Origin of the sequence: Microbulbifer salipaludis, assembly GCF_017303155.1 — a bacterium.
Lineage (GTDB): Bacteria > Pseudomonadota > Gammaproteobacteria > Pseudomonadales > Cellvibrionaceae > Microbulbifer > Microbulbifer salipaludis.
In genome coordinates this window covers 1-22,994 of record NZ_JAEKJR010000003.1, presented here as the reverse complement: position 1 = coordinate 22,994, position 22,994 = coordinate 1, and the positions used below count along the sequence as shown (strand labels likewise).

The window sequence follows — 22,994 nt, the reverse complement described above, 5'->3', positions numbered from 1 at the left end:
CAGGAGCAGATCGGACAAATTGCGGTTGCGAGCGCCGCGGCTGGTGGTGATGGTCGCCACGCTGGTTATGCCGCTGTTGATGGCCCTGTTTCTGGTGGGTTCGGAAACCGGTCGTGAGGCACTAACTCGCGGTGGCCTGGCCATCGCTCGCTACTATTTGCCGGATCTTGAAATCAACGCCGAGGGGCTGCGCAGCGAAGCGCTGGGCAGCTGGTACTTTGAACGACTGCAGGTGCGCTACCAAGAGCGCCCGATGGTGGACGCCCAGCAGCTGACCCTGCAGGTCGATATCTCCCGATTGTGGCGCAATCAGATCCACATCCCCCGCCTCAGCGCGCGCTCGCTGCTCTTCGACAATACCCTGCTCGGGGAATACCTGCAGAGCCACGTCAGTGAAGAAGACGTGGAGGAAACGGTCGAGGAAGTGGATCAGCTTACGGTGCCTCCCATCTGGCTGGAGCACCTTGCGGTAGAGAAGTTGATCATTATCGATGGCGCGCTGGAGGGCTTGCCGGTGGTGTCGGTAACCGGCCACGGCAGTTACCAGTGGCCCGATCGCGACTCGGCGCTGGCTTTGGACGTGGCTGAAATACAGGGCCAAGAAATGCGTCTGAACGTCGAGGGACAGATGCAAAGCGAAACGGTGTACGCACTATCGTTTTCCGCCGATGAGCAGGCCGGTGGCTTTTTGGGGCGCAAACTGCAGCTGCCGGAGGGGGAGTCGCTCGATGCCGATGGACGTTTGCTGTTGACTCTTGCCGGTGATGACCGGCTGGCAGTGACGATCGAGCGTTTCTCACTGCCGCTGTTACATCACCGCTTCGGCCTGGCCGGCAACGCCGATGTGGTCTTCACGCCCTGGTCAGTCTCCACGGACGATCTCGAACTGACCGTGGACGACACCCGGCACAGCGTGCGCGGGGTGGTGGATGGTAAAGCCGTGGACCTGAAGGTGCGCTTCAACCGCTTGCCCCTGGCCATTTCGCAGCCCTGGCAGGATTATCTACAGGGCGGCTGGCTATCAGCAGATCTCGTGGTGCGCGGCCCGCTCAAGCTGCCCAGTGCCGATGGCACACTCGAGCTGAGATCCCGCTATCAGAAACAACCGGTACATCTGACCGGTACCGTGGAAACCGTTGACGATGTGATCGAGCTGCGCGCCGCGAGGCTGAAATTCGCCGCGGCTGAGATGGCGGTGCGTGGCAAGGTGGACATCGGCGCACAATCACTGGATCTCCAGGGTGGGGTGAAGCAATTACCACTTGCGGATATTCGCCGCATTCTGGCGTCGCTTAAGGAGACCCGGGATGTGGAAATTCCGGCGGAGCTGGACGGTACGGTCGAACGCCTGCAGGTGACCGCGGTCGGCCCGTGGAGCAACCCGCAACTCACCGTGGATCTGGCCAGCGCGTTGAGTTTTAAAAACCTGCAGGCCGATGTGCACGGGCGCGCGGCAGGGAACCTGGAAAAATTTGCCGTCCGCGACTTGCTGGTGGAGGGCGACGGGCTGCGGGTGGGTGGCAGTGGCGAAGTCAATCTGCAAGGGAAGACCCTGCAGTTCCAACTGGATGTGGCCGCGCGCGGACTACAGCCGGCAGAACGCTTCGGGCTGCCGGTGGATCCGGGCACCGAGGTGGACCTGGATGCGGTGGTCTCGGTCTCGGGCCCGTTCGACAATCCGAAAATGTCCGCACGCCTGTCGTCGGACGGAGAGTATCGGGAATACCGCTATCGCCTGCGCGGTGGGGCCGCCGGGAATGCGGAGCAGTTGACTTTCGACCGCCTGCGTCTCGACCTCTACACCGGGGGGGCGGCGCCGGTGGTCGAGAATGGCGGCCAGTCGCTGGTGCCGCTCCCGGTGACGGAGCCGGGTGATGATTATCCGCTGCAGCAATCCCGCGAGCGGGTCAGCGGCACCGCTGCCCTGGCGGCGGACTCGGCGCAGGCGCGCCAGCGGGGCAATGCCTGGCTCGAACTGAATGGCGTAGTGGAACCGAAAGCACAGCGAGCCAGGGGCAGTGTGGCCGGGCGCAATATACCCCTCGGGCTGGCCCGCCTCGCGGGCGTGGACCTGCCCTCGTCGCTGCGCGGTGAGCTGAGTATCGACGGCCAGTTCTCCGGGCCGTTTAGCGCACCGGAGGCGACCGCCAATATCCTGGGGTTGGGCGAGTATCTCGGCGAACCCTGGCAGGTGCAGGGGGATGTGAGTTACGGCAAGGCCCAGGTGATGCTGTCGGATGTGAAACTGTTGTGGGCCGGCCGCAACCAGCTTACCGCTGATGGCAGCCTGAGTGCGCAGGCACTGGACCTGGAGGTACGCGCGCAGGCAGTGCTGATGGATTTCGAGGAGTGGATCAGTGCCGATATTGCCGACAGTGGCGAACTGTCACTGTTTGCCACCGCCAAGGGTACTCCGAAGGATCCGGACCTTACCGGCGAACTGAAAATCTCCGGGCGCGCGCCTGCATTGAGGGATGACGCACTGGTGCAGGCGCCACTCGCCCTGCTGCTGGAGTGGCAGACCCGCTCGGGCAACCTGGAAGTAACGCTGGACGCGCGTCACGGTAGTCGCAAGGCCGCCGATGCGGAGGCGACCCTGGCGATTGCCCCCATTCTCGAGCAGTGGTTCCGCGACACCCCCGCTGGCGAGTCGCCGCCCCTGCCGGTAGATTTTAGCGCAAGTGGGCAGGCGGACCTGGCGGCGCTGGGGGCATTTTTTGATCCCGAAATCCACACCATGCGCGGACAGCTCGACTTCAGCTTCAGCGCCGACGGCACCAGTGTGTCTCCCAACGCTCGGGGCAACATCAACCTGCAAGACGGCTACTACGAGCACCGCCCGAGCAACACCCGCCTGCGCCGTATCGTCTTCATTGCGGAAATGGACCCCGACACCTGGCGTATCGTGGAGGCAAGCGCGCGGGATGCCGACCGCGGCCGGGTAGACCTGCAGGGCGCGGCGCGTTTCAGTGGCGATGCGCCCCCATCGCTCAATTTTTCCCTCAACGCACGCAACGCTCATTTGCTGAATATGCCCGGCGCCAAGGGGGCGTTCAGCGGCGAACTGCGCCTCACCGGCACCACCGAAGATGCGCTGCTGGCGGGTACCCTCAACCTGCGGCCGCTGGCGGTACAGGTGGAGCACTTTATTGGCAGCAGTGTGCCGGAAATCGATGTGGTCGAAGTGGAAGTGTATGGCGGCGAAAGCGCCCAGCGCTCTGCACTAATGGAGAACATCACACTGGCACTGGAAGTGGTACTGGATCAGCAGTCCTATGTGCGCGGCCTGGGCCTCGATTCGGAACTCAAGGGCAAGGTGGATATTGCGGGTACCGCGGCGGACCCGCAGGCATCGGGCACCCTGACCATTGTGCGCGGCAAGTTTGATTTGCTGGGCAAGAAGTTTGAATTGCAGGAGGGCCAGGTACAGTTTGAGAACAATGTGGCCGCCGTCTATGTCAAAGGGGTGTATTCGTACCCGGAGGGAGAGATTACCGCGGTCATCTCCGGCACCACCGATGACCCCAAAATTGAGTTCAGTTCGAGCCCGGCGGCCGCGCAGGATGAAATTTTCGCCCAGCTGCTGTTCGGCAAGTCGCTGACGGATATCTCGCCGCTACAGGCGGTACGGCTGGTGGGGGTAGTGCGCAGCCTGCAGACGGGGACCGCCGGTTTTGACCCGCTTGCCAGTACTCGCGACCTGGTGGGGCTCGACACGCTGGACTTCGAGTCCGAGGCCACAGACGACGGCGACCAGTACTCCCTCAGCCTCGGCAAGTACATCACCAGCCGTATTTATCTTGAACTCCAGCGCAGTACCGACCCGCTGAACCCCTGGCAGGCGGAAATGCAGATCGAGCTTCGCAGAAATCTACGGCTTGACATCAAATCCGCCGACAGTGAGGAAAGCGGCGGCGGAAGTGTGGAACTGCAGTGGAAGAAGGATTACTAAACAACTATAAAAATTGAACCGAATTAAAAGCGATGGAAAAAAACGAAATGGAATATTCAATCGTCGTATTGGCCGCCGGATACTCTCATCGCTTTGGCAGTGACAAGCGCCTTGCCAGCATTCAGGGCGAGCCCATGTTGCTGCGTACTCTCGAAGTGGCGCAGGAAGCCGCGCAGTCAATGGACGATGCCGCGGTGCAGGTGGTACTGCGCGCCCGCGACCCGGTGATTGCCAACGGCCTCAAGAAAATGCCGGTGCAGGTACTGCACGCACCGGTATGGCCGGTTAGTATCGGCGCCAGTCTCGCTTCCGCCGTGGAAAACCTGCAGCGTACCGGCGCCAATCCTAAGGCTGTGCTGGTGTGTATGGGCGACATGCCGTTCGTTGAGCCGGAAACCCTCGTTACCATTCTCAAGGCCGCACGCGAAGACCGTATCCATGTTCCCGTTTGTGCCGGTACCCGAGGTTACCCGATCGCCATTGGCCGCAAGTATCTGTCCGCCTTGCCCCGCTTGCGCAATACCGGCATGGAAAAGGTCCTGCGTATCTTTGCGGATGCGGTGGTGGATATCGAGGTCAGCGACCCGGCGATCAATTGTGATATCAATCGCCCTGATGACTTCCATGCAGCAGTGCGGCAGGATCTGTTCGGTAAAATTTTTGCATCTCCCGATACAGTCGCGGATGAGCCGCTGCCATCGCCTTCGGAATAACAAAGTAGGCTTCCGTCGCTACGGCAAAAAACTCGGCCGGGGATTGCGCACCGTAGGTGTCCAGTACAGAGACCGGTTGCGCTGCATCGGGCTCACGGTCATTCGCGCTTGCCGACTCTACCTCTTGATGCTCTTGATGCAAAGCGTGCAGGCGCTGGCGCAATGCCGCGAATGCCTCGTGCATCACCGGTGCCCAGTCTTTGCCGTCCTCACTGCGCGCAAATGGCGGCCGCCCATCCACATGGCCGTCCTCCTCATCCAGTTTGTGTGCAAACTCGTGAATGGCCATATTGTGCCCCTGCCCGGGGTGCGCCAGTCCTTGCTGTAGATCGTCCCAGGAAAGCACCACCGGTCCGCGGTAATGGGCTTCCCCCGCACGGGCGCTCAAGCGGGTGGACTGCACATGGCCATGATGGTGGGTTTCCTTCGCCACGTAAGCGTCCGGGTACAGCAAAATCGTGCACAGGTTCGGGTAGCAGCTGTTCTCCCGGCCCAGTAGCAGCAGGCAGGCATGTGCGGCGATGACCACGCACATTTCCTCGGTAACCTGCAATCCATTACAGCCGACAAATTCCTTATCGCGCAGAAACAGGCTGACGTTCTGTTTCAGCTCTAGTTGCGTGTCTGCTGGCAGCACCGGGTAGAGTGCCAGTCGGCTGTGCAGAATGCTTTCCTGCTTTTTGCTCAAAGGGCGTGAGCGCAGGTAGCGCCGTCGGCTGTGTTGCCATGCCATCGGCACAACCCACACCAATACCGCAAAAACAACAATTCCCAGAAACGTGGTCAACGGGTGGTCCCCTGCCTGTGTGCATTTCCCCGGAGTGTATCGCACCGATGGGTAATATTGACCTCTGGTGAAATTCTGCGACCATGGCTGCCCCTTCCCTCGAGCAGGCGCTTCGGGTAAATAACAGAAGAATGCGGAAATAAAGGCAGGATTGTCAGGGTAATGGATGCAGTGCAAATCGCAGAGCCAGTGACGGAGTCGCTGCGCAGGCCGGGTGGAACTGAAGAGGAGGGGCGCTTTTTACTGGTCCCCCACGGTTATGCCGGCGAAGGGCGCACGCGCGTCTGGGTTGGTGATATTGGTGGTGCGCAGCCGGTAGCGACCGCTGAGCGCCTGTGGCTGCGCTGTGAACCGGTGGCCAGCGAGGGGGCTGCGGTGCCTTTGTTTGAGAGCCGTTGCCGTGACATTCCCATGCATCTGGATCGAAAGGCTGAAGGGCTGCGTTATACGCTGCTGTCTGTTCCCACGGCGGCTGGCTGCAGTTATCGGCTGTCGCTCTGGCAGTTCTGTGATACCGGCGCGCCCGTTCTGCTGGCACGGGGTCGGTGCGAGGGCCAGCCCGCGTCGTTGACGCAGCGTTTCAATCTCTGGTTCGGCACCTGTTTCTATCGCCACACCGATCACGGGGCGCTGGCCGAGGCCTTCACTGGCTTGCCGGAAGCCTATCGTCCCAATGTGTCGGTACTGGGAGGCGATCAGGTGTATCTGGACACCGCCTACGCCAATCGGGGCTGGGTATTGACCCCCGGCTTCGGTTCGGCCAACTTCTCGCCGCTGGCACTGCGCTCGGAAACCAACATTCGCCGCAAGCTGCGCCGAATTTTTTCCCGCGAATATCGCAAAACCTGGCGCGGTGGTTTGCGGCAGCTGTTGAGTGCGGGCCAACACTATTTTCTCGCCGGCGATCATGAATTCTGGAACGATTACCCCAACCCGCCGGGGTTCCTGCCCACGCTCTGGTCGGCCAAAGTGCGTCACATCTGGCGCGACTGCGCGCGACAACTGTTTGATGCCTACCAGTTACCGGATATCCAAACCTGCAGTCGCTTCGATATTGGCGATGACCTCAGTTTCTTCGTGCTGGATACACGGTTGCAGCGGGGTCGCGGTCGCGATGGCCAGTTTACCGACGCGGCCACCCTGGAACGATTGCAGCAGTGGCTGACCGGGCTGCGCTGTCCGGGTGTGCTGGTATTGCCGGCGCCTGTACTCACGCGCTGGCAGTCCAGCGGCAAGCGTTCCCTGATGGTGAAGCTGGGTTTGGGCGATCACACCCTCGCCGATACCGGCCAATACGAAACCCTGGTGCGTGCACTGAATGCCTGCCCGCAGGATGTACTGATTGTGGCGGGGGATGTGCACTTTAGCCGGTTGGCCCGCTTCGAGCTGAATGGCAAGAAGGTGCTGGAAGTGGTTTCGTCGCCGTTGTCCTGTTTGCCCAGCGCTCCCGCGGCCGCCAACCAGCACCCGGACGTTTTCCCCGATCGGCCGATTGAAGGGATTCGCGCGGAGGTCGAGTACCTGAAGGCGGGAACCACGCGGCCGCACAAGCGTTCGGTCATTAGTAACAATAACTTTGTCACTCTCAGTTTTACCCGGGCCTGTGCCGGCGTGTCGGTGGATGTCGTGTGCTGGAATGTCAATGCTCGCAACGGGCAGGGGGAGCCGGCGATTGACTGGGAGTGCCGCGAGATACTGTTGCGGACGCATAAAAACGAACAAGCACTATGAACAAACATCTATTCATTCCACTCGGCCCGGTTCTCGCGGCCGGATTCTTTTTCCTGCTGGAAACGCTGGGGATGCCTTATTTGCCCGCGGTGACCGCGGCCATCACTCTGTTGACCGTGATCTGGTGGGTGACGGAAGCCCTGCCGATTCCGGCAACCTCCATCGTACCGTTTGTGCTGCTGCCGCTGTTTGGTGTGGCCGACCACAAACTAGTGGCATCGTCTCTGGGCAGCCATGTGATCCTGCTGTTGATGGGCGCGTTCATGCTGTCCAAAGCGCTGGAAAAAAGTGGCGCTCACGAACGGCTGGCCCTGTACATGCTGAAGGTGGTCGGTATCTCCAGTGGCCGCCGGGTGGTGCTCGGCTTCATGCTGGCGGCCGGGCTGTTGAGTATGTGGATTTCCAATACCGCCACCACCCTGATGATGTTGCCCATCGCGCTGGCGATACTGGCGCGGGCCGACAACCACCGGCTGACGGTGGCGCTGATTCTGGGGATCGCCTACGCGGCGAGCCTGGGCGGCGTCGGCAGCCCGCTGGGAACCCCGCCCAACGTGATCTTCATGGGTATTTATGAAGAAGTGACCGGACGGGAATTCAGTTTCGCGAGCTGGATGAAAATTGGCTTGCCGGTGGTACTGATCACCCTGCCGATTATGGCCCTGTGGCTGACCCGGGGTATCAAGTTACACAAGGCACTGGAGGCGCCGGCGGTGGGTGCCTGGCGGGCCGAAGAGGTACGTACCCTGCTGGTGTTTGCGGTGGCCATTCTGTTCTGGGTCACGCGCAATGAGCCGTTTGGCGGCTGGAGCGAGTGGCTCGGGGTTGACGAGGCCGGTGACAGCACCGTGGCACTGGGCGCGGTGGTGCTGATGTTCCTGGTGCCCAACGGCAAGGGCGGGCGCCTGCTGGACTGGAAAACCGCGGAGAGTATTCCGTGGGGGATGTTACTGCTGTTTGCCGGCGGTATTGCCATTGCCAAGGGCTTCACCGCGTCGGGCCTCAGCGACATGATGGGGCAGGCACTCAACTTCCTGACTGCCATGCCGTTGTGGCTCATGCTGGTCCTGTTGTGCCTTTCCGTCACTTTCCTGACGGAAATTACCAGCAACACCGCGACCGCAACTTTACTGATGCCCATTCTGGCAGTGGTTGCCAGCAGTGCCGGCTTTGACCCCATGGTGCTGATGATCCCGGCAGCCATGTGCGCCAGCTGTGCATTCATGCTGCCGGTGGCCACCGCGCCCAATGCCATTGCCTACGGCACCGGCAAGTTGCGGATTCAGGAGATGGTGCGCGAGGGCGCGGTGTTGAGTGTACTGGCGTCCCTGATCATTGCCGGGGTGTGCTGGGTCATGCTGGTATAGTGATTGGGCTGGCACTGTGCATGCTGTATATGGTTTCCTGTGCAGGTGTTTGTTCTGGCATTTTTTGCTTTATTGAAATAATGCTCGGCAAATCCCTCTTGCGCCTCAAGCGCTTGATCTGAAAGGGTGAATTGGGTTTCCTAGACGGTTTCAGACCAACCCGTGGAGGAACCCCCGATAATGAAAAAACTATCCATACTTGCAGTAGCCGGCGTACTTGCCGCGTGCTCGGGTGAGTCTCCAGAGGGAACGCAGACGATGGGCGACGCGCAGGCGGAAACACAGAAAGTCGCTGCGGAAAAGACGGCGCTGGCCTATCCGCAAACGCGCAAGGACGATGTGGTCGATAGCTATTTCGGTACCGAGGTTGCGGATCCCTATCGCTGGCTGGAAGACGACCGCAGTGAAGAAACGGAAGCCTGGGTGCAGGCCCAGAATCAGGTGACCTTCAGCTATCTCGAGCAGATTCCCTTCCGCGACAGCCTCAAGCAGCGTCTGGAAAAACTCTGGAATTACGAGAAGGTGGGATCCCCGTTCAAAGAAGGGGACTACACGTATTTCTATCGCAACAACGGCCTGCAAGACCAGTATGTGGTGTGGCGCAAGAAAGGCGACGGCGAAGCCGAAATTTTCCTCGACCCCAATACGTTCAGCGAAGATGGCACGACTTCGCTGGCTACCCTGAAGTTCTCCAAAGACGGTTCCATCGCCGCTTACGCGGTTTCTGAAGGTGGCAGCGACTGGCGCAAGATCTACATCATTGATGCCGCAAGCAAAAAGCTGCTGGAGGAACCGCTGGTTGACGTGAAGTTCTCCGGTATTTCCTGGAAGGGTAATGAGGGTTTCTATTACTCCAGTTACGACAAGCCAGAAGGTAGCGAACTTTCGGCGAAAACCGACCAGCACAAGCTCTATTACCACAAGCTGGGGCAGCCTCAGTCAAAAGATGCGCTGGTATTTGGCGGCACGGACGAAGAGAAGCGCCGCTACGTCTCCGGTTATGTCACCGAAGACGATCAGTATCTTGTCATCTCCGGTGCTAACTCCACATCCGGTAATGATCTCTTTATCCGTGATCTCTCCCGGAAAGACGCGCCGCTGGTGCAGGTGTTGAGCGACTTTGATTCCGATACCTATGTAATCGATAACCAGGGCAGCCAGCTGTTTCTAGTCACCAACCGCGGTGCGCCGAATAAAAAAGTGGTCACGGTAGACGCATCAAATCCGGCTCCGGAAAACTGGCAGGATTTCATTGCAGAAACCGACCACGTGCTGACCGCGTCGACCGGCGGGGGCTACTTCTTCGCCGAGTACATGGTGGACGCGCTGTCCCGCGTGTACCAGTACGACTACAATGGCAAGCGCGTGCGCGAAATTTCCTTGCCGGGCCCGGGCAGTGTGTCCTCTCCCAGTGGCAAGCGTGAAGATAAAACCCTGTACTACTCCTTCACCAACTACAAAACGCCGTCGACCATTTTTGCGTTCGACGTGGAGAAGGGTGCTTCCGATATTTACCGTGAGTCTGGCGCGGAGTTTGATCCGGCGGGCTACGAGTCCAAGCAGGTGTTCTTCACTTCCAAAGACGGTACCAAGGTGCCGATGATGATCACCTACAAAAAGGGGCTCGAGCTGAACGGCAAGAACCCGACCATCCTGTATGGTTACGGTGGTTTTAATGTCAGCCTGACGCCATCGTTCAATATTGCCAATGCGGTGTGGCTGGAGCTGGGCGGCGTGTACGCGGTACCGAACCTGCGCGGCGGTGGTGAGTACGGTAAGCGCTGGCACGATGCGGGTACCAAGTTGCAGAAGCAGAACGTGTTCGACGACTTTATCGCCGCAGGCGAGTACCTGATCGATAATGGCTATACCTCGAGCGATTACCTGGCCATTCGCGGCGGCTCCAACGGTGGCCTGCTGGTGGGTGCAGTGATGACCCAGCGCCCTGAGCTGGTGAAGGTCGCGTTGCCTGCGGTGGGCGTGATGGACATGCTGCGCTACCACACCTTTACCGCCGGTGCGGGTTGGGCCTATGACTACGGTACCGCCGAGCAAAGTGAAGAGATGTTCCAGTACCTGAAAGGTTACTCCCCGGTACACAACGTGAAGAAGGGTGTGAACTACCCGGCGACACTGGTCACAACCGCCGATCACGATGATCGTGTGGTGCCGGCACATTCGTTCAAGTTTGCGGCCGAGCTGCAGGACAAGCAGCAGGGTGTGGCCCCGACACTGATCCGCATTGAAACCAATGCCGGTCACGGTGCGGGCACCCCGGTCTCGAAAACCATCGAGCAGTACGCCGACATCTTTGGATTTACCCTGTACAACATGGGTATCACCGAGCTTCCCGGCAGCTGAACAACTCCGGTCTGACACAAGCTACAAAACCCGGCGCTCGCCGGGTTTTGTCGTTTTCACCGTGCCATTTTTTGGGGAACACCGGCAGGGGGGGGTACCTCTTCAGCCCGGATTCGCACTATGATGCGCAGTCAATCCTGGTGATGACCAGATTTACCATCGCGCCTGACGCACAAAGCAATTTCATGCCATTACAGATTCAACTCAACACCCGCCCATCGGTACTGCCTCTGTATTTTCGCGCGCTGACCGCACGTAAACCCGGCCAGCCGAGCGGGAACCGCGATGGGGTACTCGCGACGGTCAGCCTCCCGCGCCAGCGTCTCGAGCCCGCGCACCTGAATGATTATCGCGCCGTCTGCGGATTTACACCGGATTCAGCGGTGCCGGCGACCTATCCCTTTGTGCTGGCGATGCCCCTGCAGTTGAACCTGCTGGTGTCTGATGCCTTTCCGTTTCCCGTGCTGGGGGTGGTGCACCTGCGCAACCGAATCCGTCAGTACCGTTGTCTTGTCGAAAGCGACCGGCTGGATATCCAGTGTGACCTGATGGCCCCCGTGCCGGTCAAGCGGGGCTACGAATTTGACCTGGTTACCCGGGTGCAGGTGGCTGGTGAGCTGGTATGGGAGTGCGTGAGCACCCTGCTCAGCCGCACGAAGCCTCGTGCGTCCGGTACCGGTGGCGGCGCGCATTCCCGAGCCCCGGCACCGGAGGAAGGTATGGATATGCGCGGCGTTCGAACGCTGCCATGGGTGCTGTCCGCGGATATCGGCCGTCGCTACGCGAGAGTGTCTGGCGACAGAAACCCGATTCATCTCTATGGGTCTACGGCCCGGCTGTTTGGGTTTCCGCGGGCGATTGCCCACGGCATGTGGCTGAAGGCGCACTGTCTCGCTGCACTGGCGGAGGCGGCAGCGGATGTCGTAGCGGGGCCTTTTGAGCTCAGTGTGGCGTTTAACAAGCCGGTATTGTTGCCCTCGGAGGTCAATCTTCAGTTCTGTGGCGTTGAATCCGGGGTACGCTTCAGCCTCGTCGATGGTACAGGCAAGCGCGCCCACCTGAGCGGGCGGATCGAGCGCATCTAGCCCCCGGGTCTGGTTGCTTCGTGTCAATCTGTGTATCTATGGTTATCTGGTTCATTTGATCATTCTGAGGAAAGCTGGTGGATTTACAGACCCGACAGTTGGCGGAGAAGCTCGGCGAGGTGCTCGCGGATCTCGGCTGGAAGGTAACGGCGGCGGAGTCGTGCACCGGAGGTGCCATCGCGGCCGCGATCACTTCGGTTGCCGGTGCGTCTGGCTGGTTTGAGGGCTCCGTGGTTTCCTATGCCGACCGTATCAAACGCGAGTTTCTGGGGGTGGATGCCGGGGACCTGGTGGAGCTTGGCGCCGTGAGTGAGACGGTGGTGCGCCAGATGGCGGTGGGTGTGCTCAGCCGCCTCGACGCGAATCTCGCGGTGGCCGTGAGCGGTGTCGCCGGGCCGGACGGCGGCAGTGCCGAAAAGCCGGTCGGCACCGTGTGGATCGGCTGGGCCCACGGCCAGGGGCAGGAGCCGTTGCAGGCCGACGCGCGTCTGCTGCACTTTGATGGTGACCGTCAACAGATTCAGGCGCAGACCGTTATTGCGGCACTGAACGGATTGCTCGAGATTGCCGAGTCCCATCGCCAGCGCTGACCCGCGCACCGTTCCGGCGGGCTCTGAAACCGCCGTTGCCCGGCTCGCCTGTGCGGCGACCATCAATTCCAGATTACTGGTTGCTTATACAGTAATTTTTCTCTAAGCTCCCTCCCATAAGTAATCTTCAAGTACATGGGAAGGGTCATGGATTCCAACAAAGACAAGGCTTTACAGGCGGCGCTGTCACAGATTGAGCGTCAGTTCGGCAAGGGCACCGTCATGCGCATGGGGGATAAAGAGCGCGTGCGCATCCCCGCGATTTCCACCGGTTCCCTGGGCCTGGATGTGGCACTGGGCATTGGCGGCCTGCCCCGTGGGCGTATTGTGGAAATCTATGGCCCGGAATCCTCCGGTAAAACCACCCTGACCCTGCAGGTGATCGCGGAAGCCCAGCGCAAGGGCGGCACCTGTGCGTTTGTCGATGCCGAGCACGCGCTGGACCCGATCTACGCCGAGAAGCTGGGCGTCAATGTTGACGAACTGATCGTATCGCAGCCGGATACCGGCGAACAGGCGCTGGAAGTGGCGGATATGCTGGTGCGCTCCGGTGCGGTGGATGTGCTGGTGGTCGACTCCGTGGCGGCGCTGACGCCACGCGCTGAAATCGAAGGTGAGATGGGAGATTCCCATGTGGGCCTGCAGGCTCGTCTCATGTCCCAGGCGCTGCGCAAGCTCACCGGTAACATCAAGAATACCAATACGCTGTGCGTATTCATCAACCAGATTCGTATGAAGATTGGCGTGATGTTCGGTTCCCCGGAGACTACCACCGGTGGTAACGCCCTCAAGTTCTACTCTTCTGTGCGCCTGGATATTCGCCGCATCGGCGCGGTGAAAGAGGGCGACGAGGTGGTCGGTAACGAGACGCGGGTCAAGGTCGTCAAGAACAAGGTGGCGCCCCCGTTCAAGCAGACCGAATTCCAGATCATGTACGGCCAGGGGATCAACCTGCTTGGCGAGATTATCGACTACGGCGTGAAGATGGGGCTGATCGATAAGGCGGGTGCCTGGTACAGCTACAAGGGTGACAAGATTGGCCAGGGCAAGGCCAATGCGGTGAAATTCCTGAAGGAAAACACCGATATTCGGGATGAAATCGAAGCCCAGTTGCGCGCCCAGTTGCTGGGTGACGTGGTGGAGGCTAAGCCGGAAGCGCTGGAAGCTGCGGAAGACTGATCTTGTCTTTGCCCGACGACAATTCCGGCGGCCAGCCCTCCTGGCCGCCGGTTGCCTTATCGCAAACTGCCTCATCCTCCCCCGCCGACGCTAGCGCGGCTACCGGGGAGTCTACCGACACCTTCCAGACCCTGTTTAATCACGCGCTTGAGTTGCTGTCGCGTCGCGAACATTCCTGCCACGAACTCCGCCAGAAGCTTGCTAAAAAGCATCCACTCGATGACTTTGACGCGGTACTGCTGCGCCTGCAAGAACTCAACTACCAGTCTGACCAGCGCTTTGCCGAGGTATTCTGCCGCTCCCGGGTACAGCGCGGACAGGGCCCCATCAGAATTCGCCAGGAGCTGCAGTTGCGTGGTATTCACAGTGCGCTGGCGCAAGCGGTCATGGAGCAGTTGCAGGAGGGCGTGGATTGGTTCGAGCTGGCCCTCGAGCAATTACAGCGCAAGTTCCGTCGCCCAATTTCCCCCTCGCTGGATCGCCAGCAGCAGGCCAAGGAGCGTGCCCGCCGGCAGCGCTATCTAGCCTATCGGGGTTTTCCCAGCGACGCGATTCAGTACGCCATCGCCGAGCTGGATGCCGTCGAGCCAGAAGAATATCCGTACTCGGGTTTCTAGGCTCGCGGCGGAGGCTGGACGTAGTGGATGTGGTAAACGAGGCGTATATACTGGCTAGGGAGTAACGGTCTGCACAACGAATAATGAACAGTGAGCCGCGATGATTCTCTCCATTGACCAGGGTACAACGGGTACCACTGCGCTTGTCTTTGATGCTGATGGCCGCCTGCGTGGGCGCAGCTATTCCGAGTTTCCCCAGTATTACCCCCGACCTGGCTGGGTGGAGCACGATGCCGAAGAAATCTGGCAGGTAACGCTCAGGGTTTGTTCGGCTGCGTTGCAGCGGGCCGGCGTGGCAGCCAGTGAGCTCCGCGCGCTGGGGATTACCAACCAGCGGGAGACCACGGTGCTTTGGGATCGCCATACCGGCAAGCCGGTACACCGGGCCATTGTCTGGCAGTGCCGCCGCTCGGCGGGCATCTGCAGCGAGCTGCGCGAGGCAGGCGCCGAGTCAATGATCCGGGCGAAAACCGGGTTGCTGCTGGATGCGTATTTCTCCGCCAGCAAGTTGCGCTGGATTTTCCAGCAATCGCCGAAGCTGTTGCGCCGCGCAGAAGCGGGAGACCTGTGTTTTGGCACCATCGACAGCTGGCTGATCTGGCGGCTGACCGGCGGCAAATCCCACCTGACCGACCACACCAATGCCAGCCGCACCCTGTTATACGATCTGGATCGCCGCCAGTGGGATGGCGAACTGTTGAACCTGTTCGGCTGCCCTCCCGCCATTCTTCCCGAAATCAGTCACTCCGCGGGCGAGTTTGCGACCACCGATGCTTCGGCATTTCTCGGCGCCGAGGTTCCTATCAGTGGCGTAGCGGGGGACCAGCAGGCCGCGCTGTTCGGCCAGGGGTGTGTGGAACCCGGCAGCCTGAAAAATACCTACGGAACGGGGTGCTTTATGCTCGCCTGTGCCGGGGCTGTGCGCCCGCTGGTGCCCGATGGGCTGCTCACCACCATTGCCTGTGATGCGGCCGGGCAACCGCAATTTGCCATTGAGGGCTCCGTATTCAACGGTGGCGCGGCGGTGCAGTGGTTGCGAGATGACCTCGGGGTCATCCAGCAGGCTGCGGAAACGGAGCAGATTGCGCAGGGGATTCCGGATACGCGGGGTGTGTATCTGGTGCCGGCCTTCAGCGGCCTTGGGGCGCCGCACTGGGACGCGGGCGCCCGCGGCGCCATATTTGGCCTCACCCGCGGCGCGGGCCGGGCGGAAATTGTGCGCGCTACCCTCGAGTCCATTGCATTCCAGAGTCACGAACTGGCGCAGCTGATGGCGCAGGCCCTGGGTGTCGAGCTGCAATGCTTGCGGGTCGATGGTGGTGCCAGTGCCAATAACTTCCTGATGCAGTTCCAGGCGGATATTTCCCGGCTTTGTGTGGAGCGCCCCCGGCAGATAGAAACCACCGCGGTCGGCGCTGCGTTGTTGGCCGGTATCGGTGCCGGCGTGTGGTCTCCCGGCGGCCTTCCGGAGTCGCTGGTGGATGTCGAGCAAGATTTCCTGCCACAGATGGGGGAGCTGCAACGTCGGGACCTGTTGAACGGTTGGGCAAGGGCCGTCGCCTCCTGCCGCACGTTCCGCGCAGAATAATCGCTGGCGAAGGGGCGCTATTCGTTGTACAAAAACGGATAGCGACAGGCCTGTTATCGTTCAACCCGCTTGCAGCGCCTGAATCCTCGGATAAGTATAAAAACAGGAGGGGCCCATGTTCCTGGAATCTCGTGGTGTCCGGTTGCACTATCGGCGGTGGTGGGTGGAGCACGCATTGGGTGCGGTGGTGATTGCCCATGGGCTTGGTGAACACAGTGGTCGTTACCGGCACCTTGCGCGCGTGCTCAATGCGCACGGTTACAGTGTCTATGCCCTGGACCATGCAGGCCATGGACAGTCCGAAGGACGACGCGGCGATATCAAAGATTTTTCAGCCTACGCCGAGGACCTCGCCCGCTGTATTCGCTTGGTGCGCCACGAAAACCCGGACCAGCGGATTCACTTGCTTGGTCACAGTATGGGCGGAGTGATTGCCTGTGCCACGGTGGCTCGCGCGGTTGAAGGCGCTCAGGTCGATAGTCTGATTTTGTCCGCCCCCGCATTTGCCGGGAAGAGCGAGCCGGGCAAGCTCGAGCTGGGCCTGATACGCCTGCTGGCGAGCGTCTGCCCCGGGTTGTCCCTCCCCAATCGGCTGAATCCTTCCTATATAAGCCGCGACCCGGAAATCGTTCAGGAGTACTGCAGTGACGACCTGGTACACGACAGGGTGACGCCGCGCTGGTTTCTGGCCTACCGCAAGACCCGCGATCAGTTGCTCGCGCAGCCCGAGGCGATCGCGATCCCGACATTGACCCTGCTGCCGGAGGGCGACCAACTGGTGGCGCCCGAGGTTACGCGGGACTGGCAGCGGCGGCTCCAAGGTGCGCAGCACCGGTTGTGTGCCTTCAGGGGCGCTTATCATGAGATCTTTAACGAGCCCGATGGGGCGGAGCAGGCACTCGCGGCGGTACTCGAACATCTCGCCGAGCATGCGCCGTCAGGCCAGCGCGGGGGCTTGTCCGAGCCACAGCGGGCCGCCACCTGAGAGGGGGCTGTCCACCAGCCCGCATGGGCCCCCAGGCCCCTTTCTCCCTCCGTACCCGGAAATCTTCCGGCGGCCGTGAAAACCCCCTGAAAGCGTTGTACCATACGCGGTCATTTTTGACCGGTAGCCCAGTCATGGCGGGCTGTTGGCACAAGCGGGGTACATCATGGACAAAAAATTACTGAGTTTGCTGGTCTGCCCGGTCAGCAAGGCACCGCTGGAGTATCGCGAGGAGTCTCAGGAGCTGATCTGCAAGGCCAGTGGCCTGGCGTATCCGGTGCGCGATGGTATTCCCGTGATGCTGGAGTCAGAGGCAAGGCCACTGACCACCGACGAGAAACTCGACAAATAGCCTGCTTGACGCAGGCGGTTTTGGCCCGGGACGGCGCAGGAGACCAGTGTGGCTGAGCGCAGTGTGTTCACGCGAATCATCGAGGGCGAGCTTCCTGCTCGACGCCTTTATGAGGACGATCAGTGTATTGTCATTGAAGATCGCGCGCCGCAAGCGCCGACCCACCTGCTGGTCATCCCCCGCAAACCTTTGGTCAATCTGGCGGATGTGGCGGCGGAGGATGGCCCATTGCTGGGGCACTTGATGTGGGTTGCCTCGACGATGGCGCGGCGCCTGAATCTGGAAAAGGGCTTTCGCCTGGTGGTCAACAATGGCCGCGAAGCGGGGCAAACCGTATTTCACCTGCATATCCATTTGCTGGCCCAGCGCAAAATGCCTGAGGCCGGCCTTGCCGACGACCTGCGGGACTGAACACTGGCGACGCGATGCACGCGTCGGAACAAAATTTACTGATGATGTGGAAGTTGCCTGAATGAAGAGCGCACAGATACGCGAAGCATTTCTTAACTATTTTGCCGAGCAGGGACACACCCGTGTTGCGTCCAGTTCTCTGGTGCCCGGGAATGACCCTACGCTGTTGTTCACCAACGCCGGCATGGTGCAGTTCAAAGACACTTTTCTGGGGCAGGAATCGCGTCCGTACGTGCGTGCTACCAGTTCCCAGCGCTGCGTGCGTGCCGGTGGCAAGCACAATGACCTGGAAAACGTCGGCTACACCGCTCGCCACCATACGTTTTTTGAAATGCTGGGCAACTTCAGCTTTGGCGACTACTTCAAGCGTGAAGCGATTCAGTTTGCCTGGCAGTTCCTGACCGAAGTCCTGCAACTGCCGCCAGAGCGTTTGTGGGTAACGGTGCATATCAGTGACGACGAAGCTGCCGATATCTGGCTCAAGGAGATCGGAGTCAGTGCCGACCGTTTCTCACGGCTGGATGAAGACAATTTCTGGCAAATGGGTGATACCGGTCCGTGTGGTCCGAGTTCAGAAATTTTCTATGACCACGGTGCGGATGTGCCGGGTGGCCCTCCGGGTTCCGAGAACGATGACCTGGATCGGTATATCGAGATCTGGAATCTGGTGTTCATGCAGTTCGAGCGCGCAGCCGATGGCGAGCTGCATCCACTGCCCAAGCCCTCCGTCGACACGGGAATGGGGCTCGAGCGTATTGCCGCCGTGATGCAGGGCGTGCACTCCAACTACGAAATCGACCTGTTCCAGGCGTTGCTGGATGCGGCAGGAAAAATTGTTGGCTGTGAAAACACCGAAGAGAAATCCCTGCGGGTTATTGCGGACCATATCCGCTCCTGTTCCTTCCTTATCGCGGATGGCGTCATGCCGTCGAATGAAGGGCGTGGTTTTGTACTGCGACGGATCATTCGCCGTGCGGTGCGTCATGGAAACAAGCTGGGCCAAAAGGAAATCTTCTTCTACAAGCTGGTGCCGGCGCTGGTGGAGCAGATGGGCGAGGCCTATCCCGAGCTGCGGGAGAAGCAGTCCGTCATTGAAACAGCCCTGCGCAAAGAAGAAGAACAATTTGCAAAAACACTCGACAAGGGGATGGCGCTACTCGACGACGCGCTGGCTTCGCTCGAGGGAAGCGAGGTCCCGGGAGAGCTGGTGTTCACCCTGCATGATACCTACGGCTTCCCCACTGACCTGACCCAGGATATTGCCCGCGAGCGCGGCCTCACCCTGGATATGCCGGGCTATGAAGACGCCATGAATGCCCAGCGCGAGCGCGCCCGTGCAGCGGGCAAGTTCAAGCAGGACTACACAGGCAATCTCGAGCTTGAGGGTGTTACGGAATTTCTAGGCTACGGCAGTACTGAGGCCACCGGCAAGGTGGTTGCCATTGTTAAAGACGGCGAGCAGGTAGACACCTTGCAAGAGGGTGAGGCCGGTGCGGTGGTGCTCGATCGCACGCCGTTTTACGCCGAGTCTGGCGGTCAGGTAGGGGACAGTGGCTACCTGCAGTCGGCCGACGGTCGTTTTGAGGTGGCTGATTGTGTGAAGCTGGGCAGTCATCACGTGCACCAGGGGAAACTTTTGTCTGGCCGTGTCGCCGTTGGCGACGAGGTGACTGCAGAGGTGGCTGATGACGTGCGTCAATCCACTGCGTTGAACCATTCCGCCACTCACTTGCTGCATGCGGCGCTGCGTAAGGTTCTCGGTGAACATGTGACCCAGAAGGGTTCTCTGGTGGACTCCGAACGCCTGCGTTTTGACTTCTCGCACCCGGAGGCGGTGACTTCGAAGCAGTTGCGTGCCATCGAGTCACTGGTGAACAGCCAGATCCGCGCCAATACACCGGTGGAAACCGAGGTGACGGATATTGAATCGGCAAAAGCCAAAGGGGCCATGGCCCTGTTTGGTGAGAAATATGGTGATTCCGTGCGCGTCCTGTCTATGGGAGAGCAGGCCGATGGCGGTGCCTTCTCGGTAGAGTTGTGTGGCGGCACCCATGTGAAGCGCACCGGTGATATCGGCTTGCTGCGTATCGTGGGCGAGAGCGGTATCGCTTCGGGGCAGCGTCGAATCGAAGCAGTGACAGGCGCGCATGCACTGGCATTGTTCGATGAAGCCCAGCAGCGCCTGGACCATGCCGCGGCGGTGCTCAAGGCTCGTCCCGACACGCTGGCTGACAAAGTGGAGCAATTGCTCGCCAGTAACCGCAAGCTGGAGAAGGAAGTTGCGCAACTGAAGACGCGCCTCGCCAGCGGTGCTGGTGGTGATCTGGCGAGCCAGGCGATAGAGATCGACGGGGTAAAAGTTCTGGCTGCGGCGATTGAAGGGGCGGATGCCAAGTCCCTGCGCGACCTGGCAGACCAGATGAAGAACAAATTGGGCAGCGGCATTGTTTTCCTGGCGGCGCCGGGAGACGACAAAGTGGCCCTGATTGCTGCGGTGACCAAGGATCTGACCAAGCGCCTGGCTGCTGGCGACCTGATGCGTTTTGCCGCCGGCGAGCTGGGTGGCAAGGGCGGTGGTCGCCCGGACATGGCGCAAGGCGGCGGTACCGATGTCGCATCTCTGCCGGGTGTGCTGAAGGCCGTCCCCGATTGGGTGAAAAATAATATCAAGTGAAACCATCAGACAAAAACTCCGGAAAAAGTTGATCTGACGGTTTCTACCCGGAAAAAAATGCACCTTTGCAGTTGATTTGCCCGGGTTTTGGTGATTAAGTGCGCGACGCGCGCGCGGCAGGTGCCGCGGTGCATTTGGGCAGCAAGGAACACTAGAGCGATGAGTTTGTTCGTGCAGAAATACGGTGGCACTTCGGTGGGCTCTATCGAGCGCATCGAAGCGGTGGCCGACAAGGTGGCGGGCTTTCGAGCCAAGGGCCACGACATGGTGGTGGTGCTTTCCGCAATGAGTGGCGAAACCAATCGCCTGATCGACCTGGCACGGCAGATTCAGGAGCACCCGGATCCCCGTGAGATGGACGTACTGGTGTCCACCGGGGAGCAGGTGACGATTGCGCTGCTCAGTATGGCGCTGAAAAAGCGTGGCTACGACGCATGCTCCTACACCGGCGGCCAGGTGAAGATTCTCACGGATAATGCCCATACCAAGGCGCGTATCCAGCGCATTGATGTGGAGCGTATGCGTCGGGACCTAGATGCAGGCAAAGTGGTTGTGGTTGCCGGTTTCCAGGGGGTTGACGACGACGGCAACATTACCACCCTCGGTCGCGGTGGCTCAGACACCACCGGTGTCGCCCTGGCGGCGGCCCTGGATGCAACTGAATGCCAGATTTACACCGACGTTGATGGCGTCTACACCACCGACCCGCGTGTGGTGGACAGTGCCCGCCGCCTGGATCGCATCACCTTCGAAGAGATGCTTGAAATGGCGAGCCTGGGCTCCAAGGTTCTGCAAATTCGGGCAGTAGAGTTTGCCGGGAAGTACAAGGTGCCGCTGCGTGTGCTCTCTACATTCGAAGAGGGTAACGGCACACTGATTAGTCTGGATGAGGAAGACAACGAGATGGAACAGCCTGTAGTCTCTGGCATTGCATTCAACCGCGACGAGGCAAAACTGACCATTCGCGGCGTACCCGACACCCCGGGGGTTGCCTGCCGCATTCTGGCGCCGGTGGGTGCGGAAAATATTGAGGTTGATGTCATTGTCCAGAACATCAGCGCGGTGGATGGCACTACTGACTTCACATTCACCGTTCACCGCAATGACCTGAGCAAGGCGCGCGGTGTGCTGGAGCGAGTGGCGAACGAGCTGGGTGCCCGGGAAGTGGTGTCCGATGACAAGATCGCCAAGGTGTCCATTGTGGGTGTGGGTATGCGCTCTCACGCTAATGTGGCGTCGAAGATGTTCGAGGCGCTGGGCGAAGACAATATCAACATCCAGATGATCACCACCTCTGAAATCAAGATTTCCGTGATTATCGATGAGCGGTACCTGGAGCTGGCCGTGCGTGCGCTACACAGTGCTTTTGAGCTCTCCGAGCCGAAAAACGTGGAATAACTATAACCAGAGTGATGGATCCCGCGGGCAACCATAGCAATTCTGTTGTCTGGCGTGCGGTGCGACCTGTTGAGATTTTCAGCGACTGGGCGATACTGAATAAAGTGACGGACAAGATTCCCGGTTCAACGCCTTCTCGGGTTATGATGACCTAAGGCGCTGGCCAGGGATAACCGGTCGTGCCAAATCACAGGATGATCAAGGAGAAGTAGGTAATGTTGATTTTAACCCGCCGTATCGGTGAAACACTGATGGTTGGTGATAATGTGACGGTTACCGTATTGGGTGTAAAAGGCAACCAGGTACGAATCGGGGTCAATGCACCGAAAGAAGTCGCGGTTCACCGTGAGGAGATCTATCAGCGCATCCAGCGCGAGAAGCAGACCTCCGATGACGGAAGTGCAGACTGACGAGTAGCCGATCAGAAAGGGCCGCCCAGCGGCCTTTTTTTATGTCTGTATACTTTGTAGCCGACCTTTAAGAAAACGCAAAAAGTTATTGATTCCCCATTGATTTTTACATTGCCGTTGGTATGATGCCGCTCACTTTCAGCAGCCAAGACCCAGTGTCTCAAGCTGCTGTTGCCCGGCTCAAACAGACGAGTGAGGGCAGAAGAAGTTACGGTGAGGTGGCCGAGTGGCTGAAGGCGCGCCCCTGCTAAGGGCGTATGGGGTTAAACTCATCGAGGGTTCGAATCCCTCCCTCACCGCCATCTAAAAAACACTCTCAATTGAGGGTGTTTTTTTATGGGTAGAGGTCGGTGTTTTGACCTCTGCTTGTGCGGCAGCGAAGCGCTACCGAGGCTGGTAAAAAGTTTGAAAAAACAGCTTGCCAGTCGCCAGGATGCTCCGTATAGTTCGCGCCCTCGCTGCTTGAGCGGCAACGCAAAACGCGGCGAGGTGGCAAGTTAACCTTTTGATTTTCAACGAGTTTTCTCGGAAAAAGAATTTCAAAAAAAGAGCTTGCCAAACGAGATTGGCGCCATATAATGCGCGTCCTTCTCGGGGTCACCGAGCAGGTGATCGAAGCTTCGGACGATGTTGATTTTCAACGGATTCGAGCTTCAAAAAAGTCTGCAAAAAGCACTTGCTTCAGCAGATTGGATGTGTAAAATGCGCATCCCACAGTGAGGGCCGAGCGCCACGCTGAGTTGTTTAAAAATTCGATCAAGCAATATGTGTGGGTGCTTGCGGAGCGACGGATC

Annotated in this window: 17 protein-coding genes and 1 tRNA gene; 17 read left to right on the top strand and 1 reads right to left on the bottom strand. The window is 59.7% G+C overall.

Going from position 1 to position 22,994, the window contains the following annotated elements; all coding sequences use genetic code 11:
* Positions 1–19 precede the first annotated feature (19 nt).
* Entirely contained in the window at positions 20–3,952 is a 3,933-nt protein-coding gene (locus JF535_RS15365; protein WP_207003935.1) for a translocation/assembly module TamB domain-containing protein, read from the top strand.
* A gap of 47 nt (positions 3,953–3,999) precedes the next feature.
* Complete coding sequence (locus JF535_RS15360) at positions 4,000–4,665, top strand: nucleotidyltransferase family protein (protein ID WP_207003926.1); 666 nt, start codon at positions 4,000–4,002, stop codon at positions 4,663–4,665.
* Here the strand turns inward: JF535_RS15360 and JF535_RS15355 are convergent.
* Positions 4,556–5,398: a M90 family metallopeptidase gene (locus tag JF535_RS15355; protein WP_242524049.1), complete on the bottom strand. Its 843-nt coding sequence runs from the start codon at positions 5,396–5,398 to the stop codon at positions 4,556–4,558. The genes JF535_RS15360 and JF535_RS15355 overlap by 110 nt on opposite strands.
* Positions 5,399–5,614: 216 nt before the next feature.
* On the opposite strand from JF535_RS15355, the gene JF535_RS15350 reads away from it, so the two are divergent.
* The 15 genes from JF535_RS15350 to JF535_RS15280 all read left to right on the top strand — a co-directional run bounded on the left by JF535_RS15350 (position 5,615) and on the right by JF535_RS15280 (position 22,502).
* Positions 5,615–7,183, top strand: a complete 1,569-nt coding sequence (locus JF535_RS15350; RefSeq protein ID WP_207003922.1) for a metallophosphoesterase family protein — start codon at positions 5,615–5,617, stop codon at positions 7,181–7,183.
* Positions 7,180–8,550, top strand: coding sequence for an SLC13 family permease (locus tag JF535_RS15345; protein WP_207003920.1), 1,371 nt, complete (start codon positions 7,180–7,182; stop codon positions 8,548–8,550). Before JF535_RS15350 ends, JF535_RS15345 begins: the two co-directional genes overlap by 4 nt.
* Positions 8,551–8,730: 180 nt before the next feature.
* Entirely contained in the window at positions 8,731–10,911 is a 2,181-nt protein-coding gene (locus JF535_RS15340) for a prolyl oligopeptidase family serine peptidase (protein ID WP_242524048.1), read from the top strand.
* Between the two features lie 185 nt (positions 10,912–11,096).
* On the top strand, positions 11,097–11,996 hold the full coding sequence (locus JF535_RS15335) for a MaoC/PaaZ C-terminal domain-containing protein (RefSeq protein ID WP_207003918.1): 900 nt from the start codon (positions 11,097–11,099) through the stop codon (positions 11,994–11,996).
* Between the two features lie 77 nt (positions 11,997–12,073).
* On the top strand, positions 12,074–12,586 hold the full coding sequence (locus JF535_RS15330; protein WP_340674202.1) for a CinA family protein: 513 nt from the start codon (positions 12,074–12,076) through the stop codon (positions 12,584–12,586).
* A 147-nt stretch (positions 12,587–12,733) separates the two neighbouring features.
* Positions 12,734–13,765, top strand: a complete 1,032-nt coding sequence (recA, locus tag JF535_RS15325) for a recombinase RecA (RefSeq protein ID WP_207003916.1) — start codon at positions 12,734–12,736, stop codon at positions 13,763–13,765.
* A 2-nt stretch (positions 13,766–13,767) separates the two neighbouring features.
* On the top strand, positions 13,768–14,382 hold the full coding sequence (locus JF535_RS15320; protein ID WP_242524047.1) for a regulatory protein RecX: 615 nt from the start codon (positions 13,768–13,770) through the stop codon (positions 14,380–14,382).
* Positions 14,383–14,482: 100 nt separating this feature from the next.
* Entirely contained in the window at positions 14,483–15,970 is a 1,488-nt protein-coding gene (gene glpK, locus JF535_RS15315) for a glycerol kinase GlpK (protein ID WP_207003914.1), read from the top strand.
* Between the two features lie 115 nt (positions 15,971–16,085).
* Entirely contained in the window at positions 16,086–16,955 is an 870-nt protein-coding gene (locus JF535_RS15310; RefSeq protein ID WP_207003912.1) for an alpha/beta hydrolase, read from the top strand.
* A 163-nt stretch (positions 16,956–17,118) separates the two neighbouring features.
* Positions 17,119–17,307, top strand: coding sequence for a Trm112 family protein (locus tag JF535_RS15305; protein ID WP_066967665.1), 189 nt, complete (start codon positions 17,119–17,121; stop codon positions 17,305–17,307).
* 48 nt (positions 17,308–17,355) lie between these two features.
* Complete coding sequence (locus tag JF535_RS15300) at positions 17,356–17,718, top strand: HIT domain-containing protein (protein ID WP_207003910.1); 363 nt, start codon at positions 17,356–17,358, stop codon at positions 17,716–17,718.
* 61 nt (positions 17,719–17,779) lie between these two features.
* On the top strand, positions 17,780–20,392 hold the full coding sequence (gene alaS, locus JF535_RS15295) for an alanine--tRNA ligase (protein WP_207003908.1): 2,613 nt from the start codon (positions 17,780–17,782) through the stop codon (positions 20,390–20,392).
* A gap of 159 nt (positions 20,393–20,551) precedes the next feature.
* On the top strand, positions 20,552–21,790 hold the full coding sequence (locus JF535_RS15290) for an aspartate kinase (RefSeq protein ID WP_207003906.1): 1,239 nt from the start codon (positions 20,552–20,554) through the stop codon (positions 21,788–21,790).
* A gap of 215 nt (positions 21,791–22,005) precedes the next feature.
* The gene (csrA, locus tag JF535_RS15285; protein ID WP_066962957.1) at positions 22,006–22,200 is read left to right on the top strand and encodes a carbon storage regulator CsrA; all 195 of its coding nucleotides are present in this window, start codon (positions 22,006–22,008) and stop codon (positions 22,198–22,200) included.
* Between the two features lie 212 nt (positions 22,201–22,412).
* Positions 22,413–22,502, top strand: a tRNA-Ser gene (locus JF535_RS15280).
* Positions 22,503–22,994 lie beyond the last annotated feature (492 nt).

Excerpts from the sequence above, each read along its gene's own strand:
- JF535_RS15360 (WP_207003926.1), top strand. The coding sequence starts at position 4,000 with ATGGAATATTCAATCGTCGTATTGGCCGCCGGATACTCTCATCGCTTT.
- JF535_RS15355 (WP_242524049.1), bottom strand. The coding sequence starts at position 5,398 with ATGGCATGGCAACACAGCCGACGGCGCTACCTGCGCTCACGCCCTTTG.
- JF535_RS15350 (WP_207003922.1), top strand. The coding sequence starts at position 5,615 with ATGGATGCAGTGCAAATCGCAGAGCCAGTGACGGAGTCGCTGCGCAGG.
- JF535_RS15345 (WP_207003920.1), top strand. The coding sequence starts at position 7,180 with ATGAACAAACATCTATTCATTCCACTCGGCCCGGTTCTCGCGGCCGGA.
- JF535_RS15340 (WP_242524048.1), top strand. The coding sequence starts at position 8,731 with ATGAAAAAACTATCCATACTTGCAGTAGCCGGCGTACTTGCCGCGTGC.
- JF535_RS15335 (WP_207003918.1), top strand. The coding sequence starts at position 11,097 with ATGCCATTACAGATTCAACTCAACACCCGCCCATCGGTACTGCCTCTG.
- recA (WP_207003916.1), top strand. The coding sequence starts at position 12,734 with ATGGATTCCAACAAAGACAAGGCTTTACAGGCGGCGCTGTCACAGATT.
- glpK (WP_207003914.1), top strand. The coding sequence starts at position 14,483 with ATGATTCTCTCCATTGACCAGGGTACAACGGGTACCACTGCGCTTGTC.
- JF535_RS15310 (WP_207003912.1), top strand. The coding sequence starts at position 16,086 with ATGTTCCTGGAATCTCGTGGTGTCCGGTTGCACTATCGGCGGTGGTGG.
- alaS (WP_207003908.1), top strand. The coding sequence starts at position 17,780 with ATGAAGAGCGCACAGATACGCGAAGCATTTCTTAACTATTTTGCCGAG.
- JF535_RS15290 (WP_207003906.1), top strand. The coding sequence starts at position 20,552 with ATGAGTTTGTTCGTGCAGAAATACGGTGGCACTTCGGTGGGCTCTATC.
- csrA (WP_066962957.1), top strand. The coding sequence starts at position 22,006 with ATGTTGATTTTAACCCGCCGTATCGGTGAAACACTGATGGTTGGTGAT.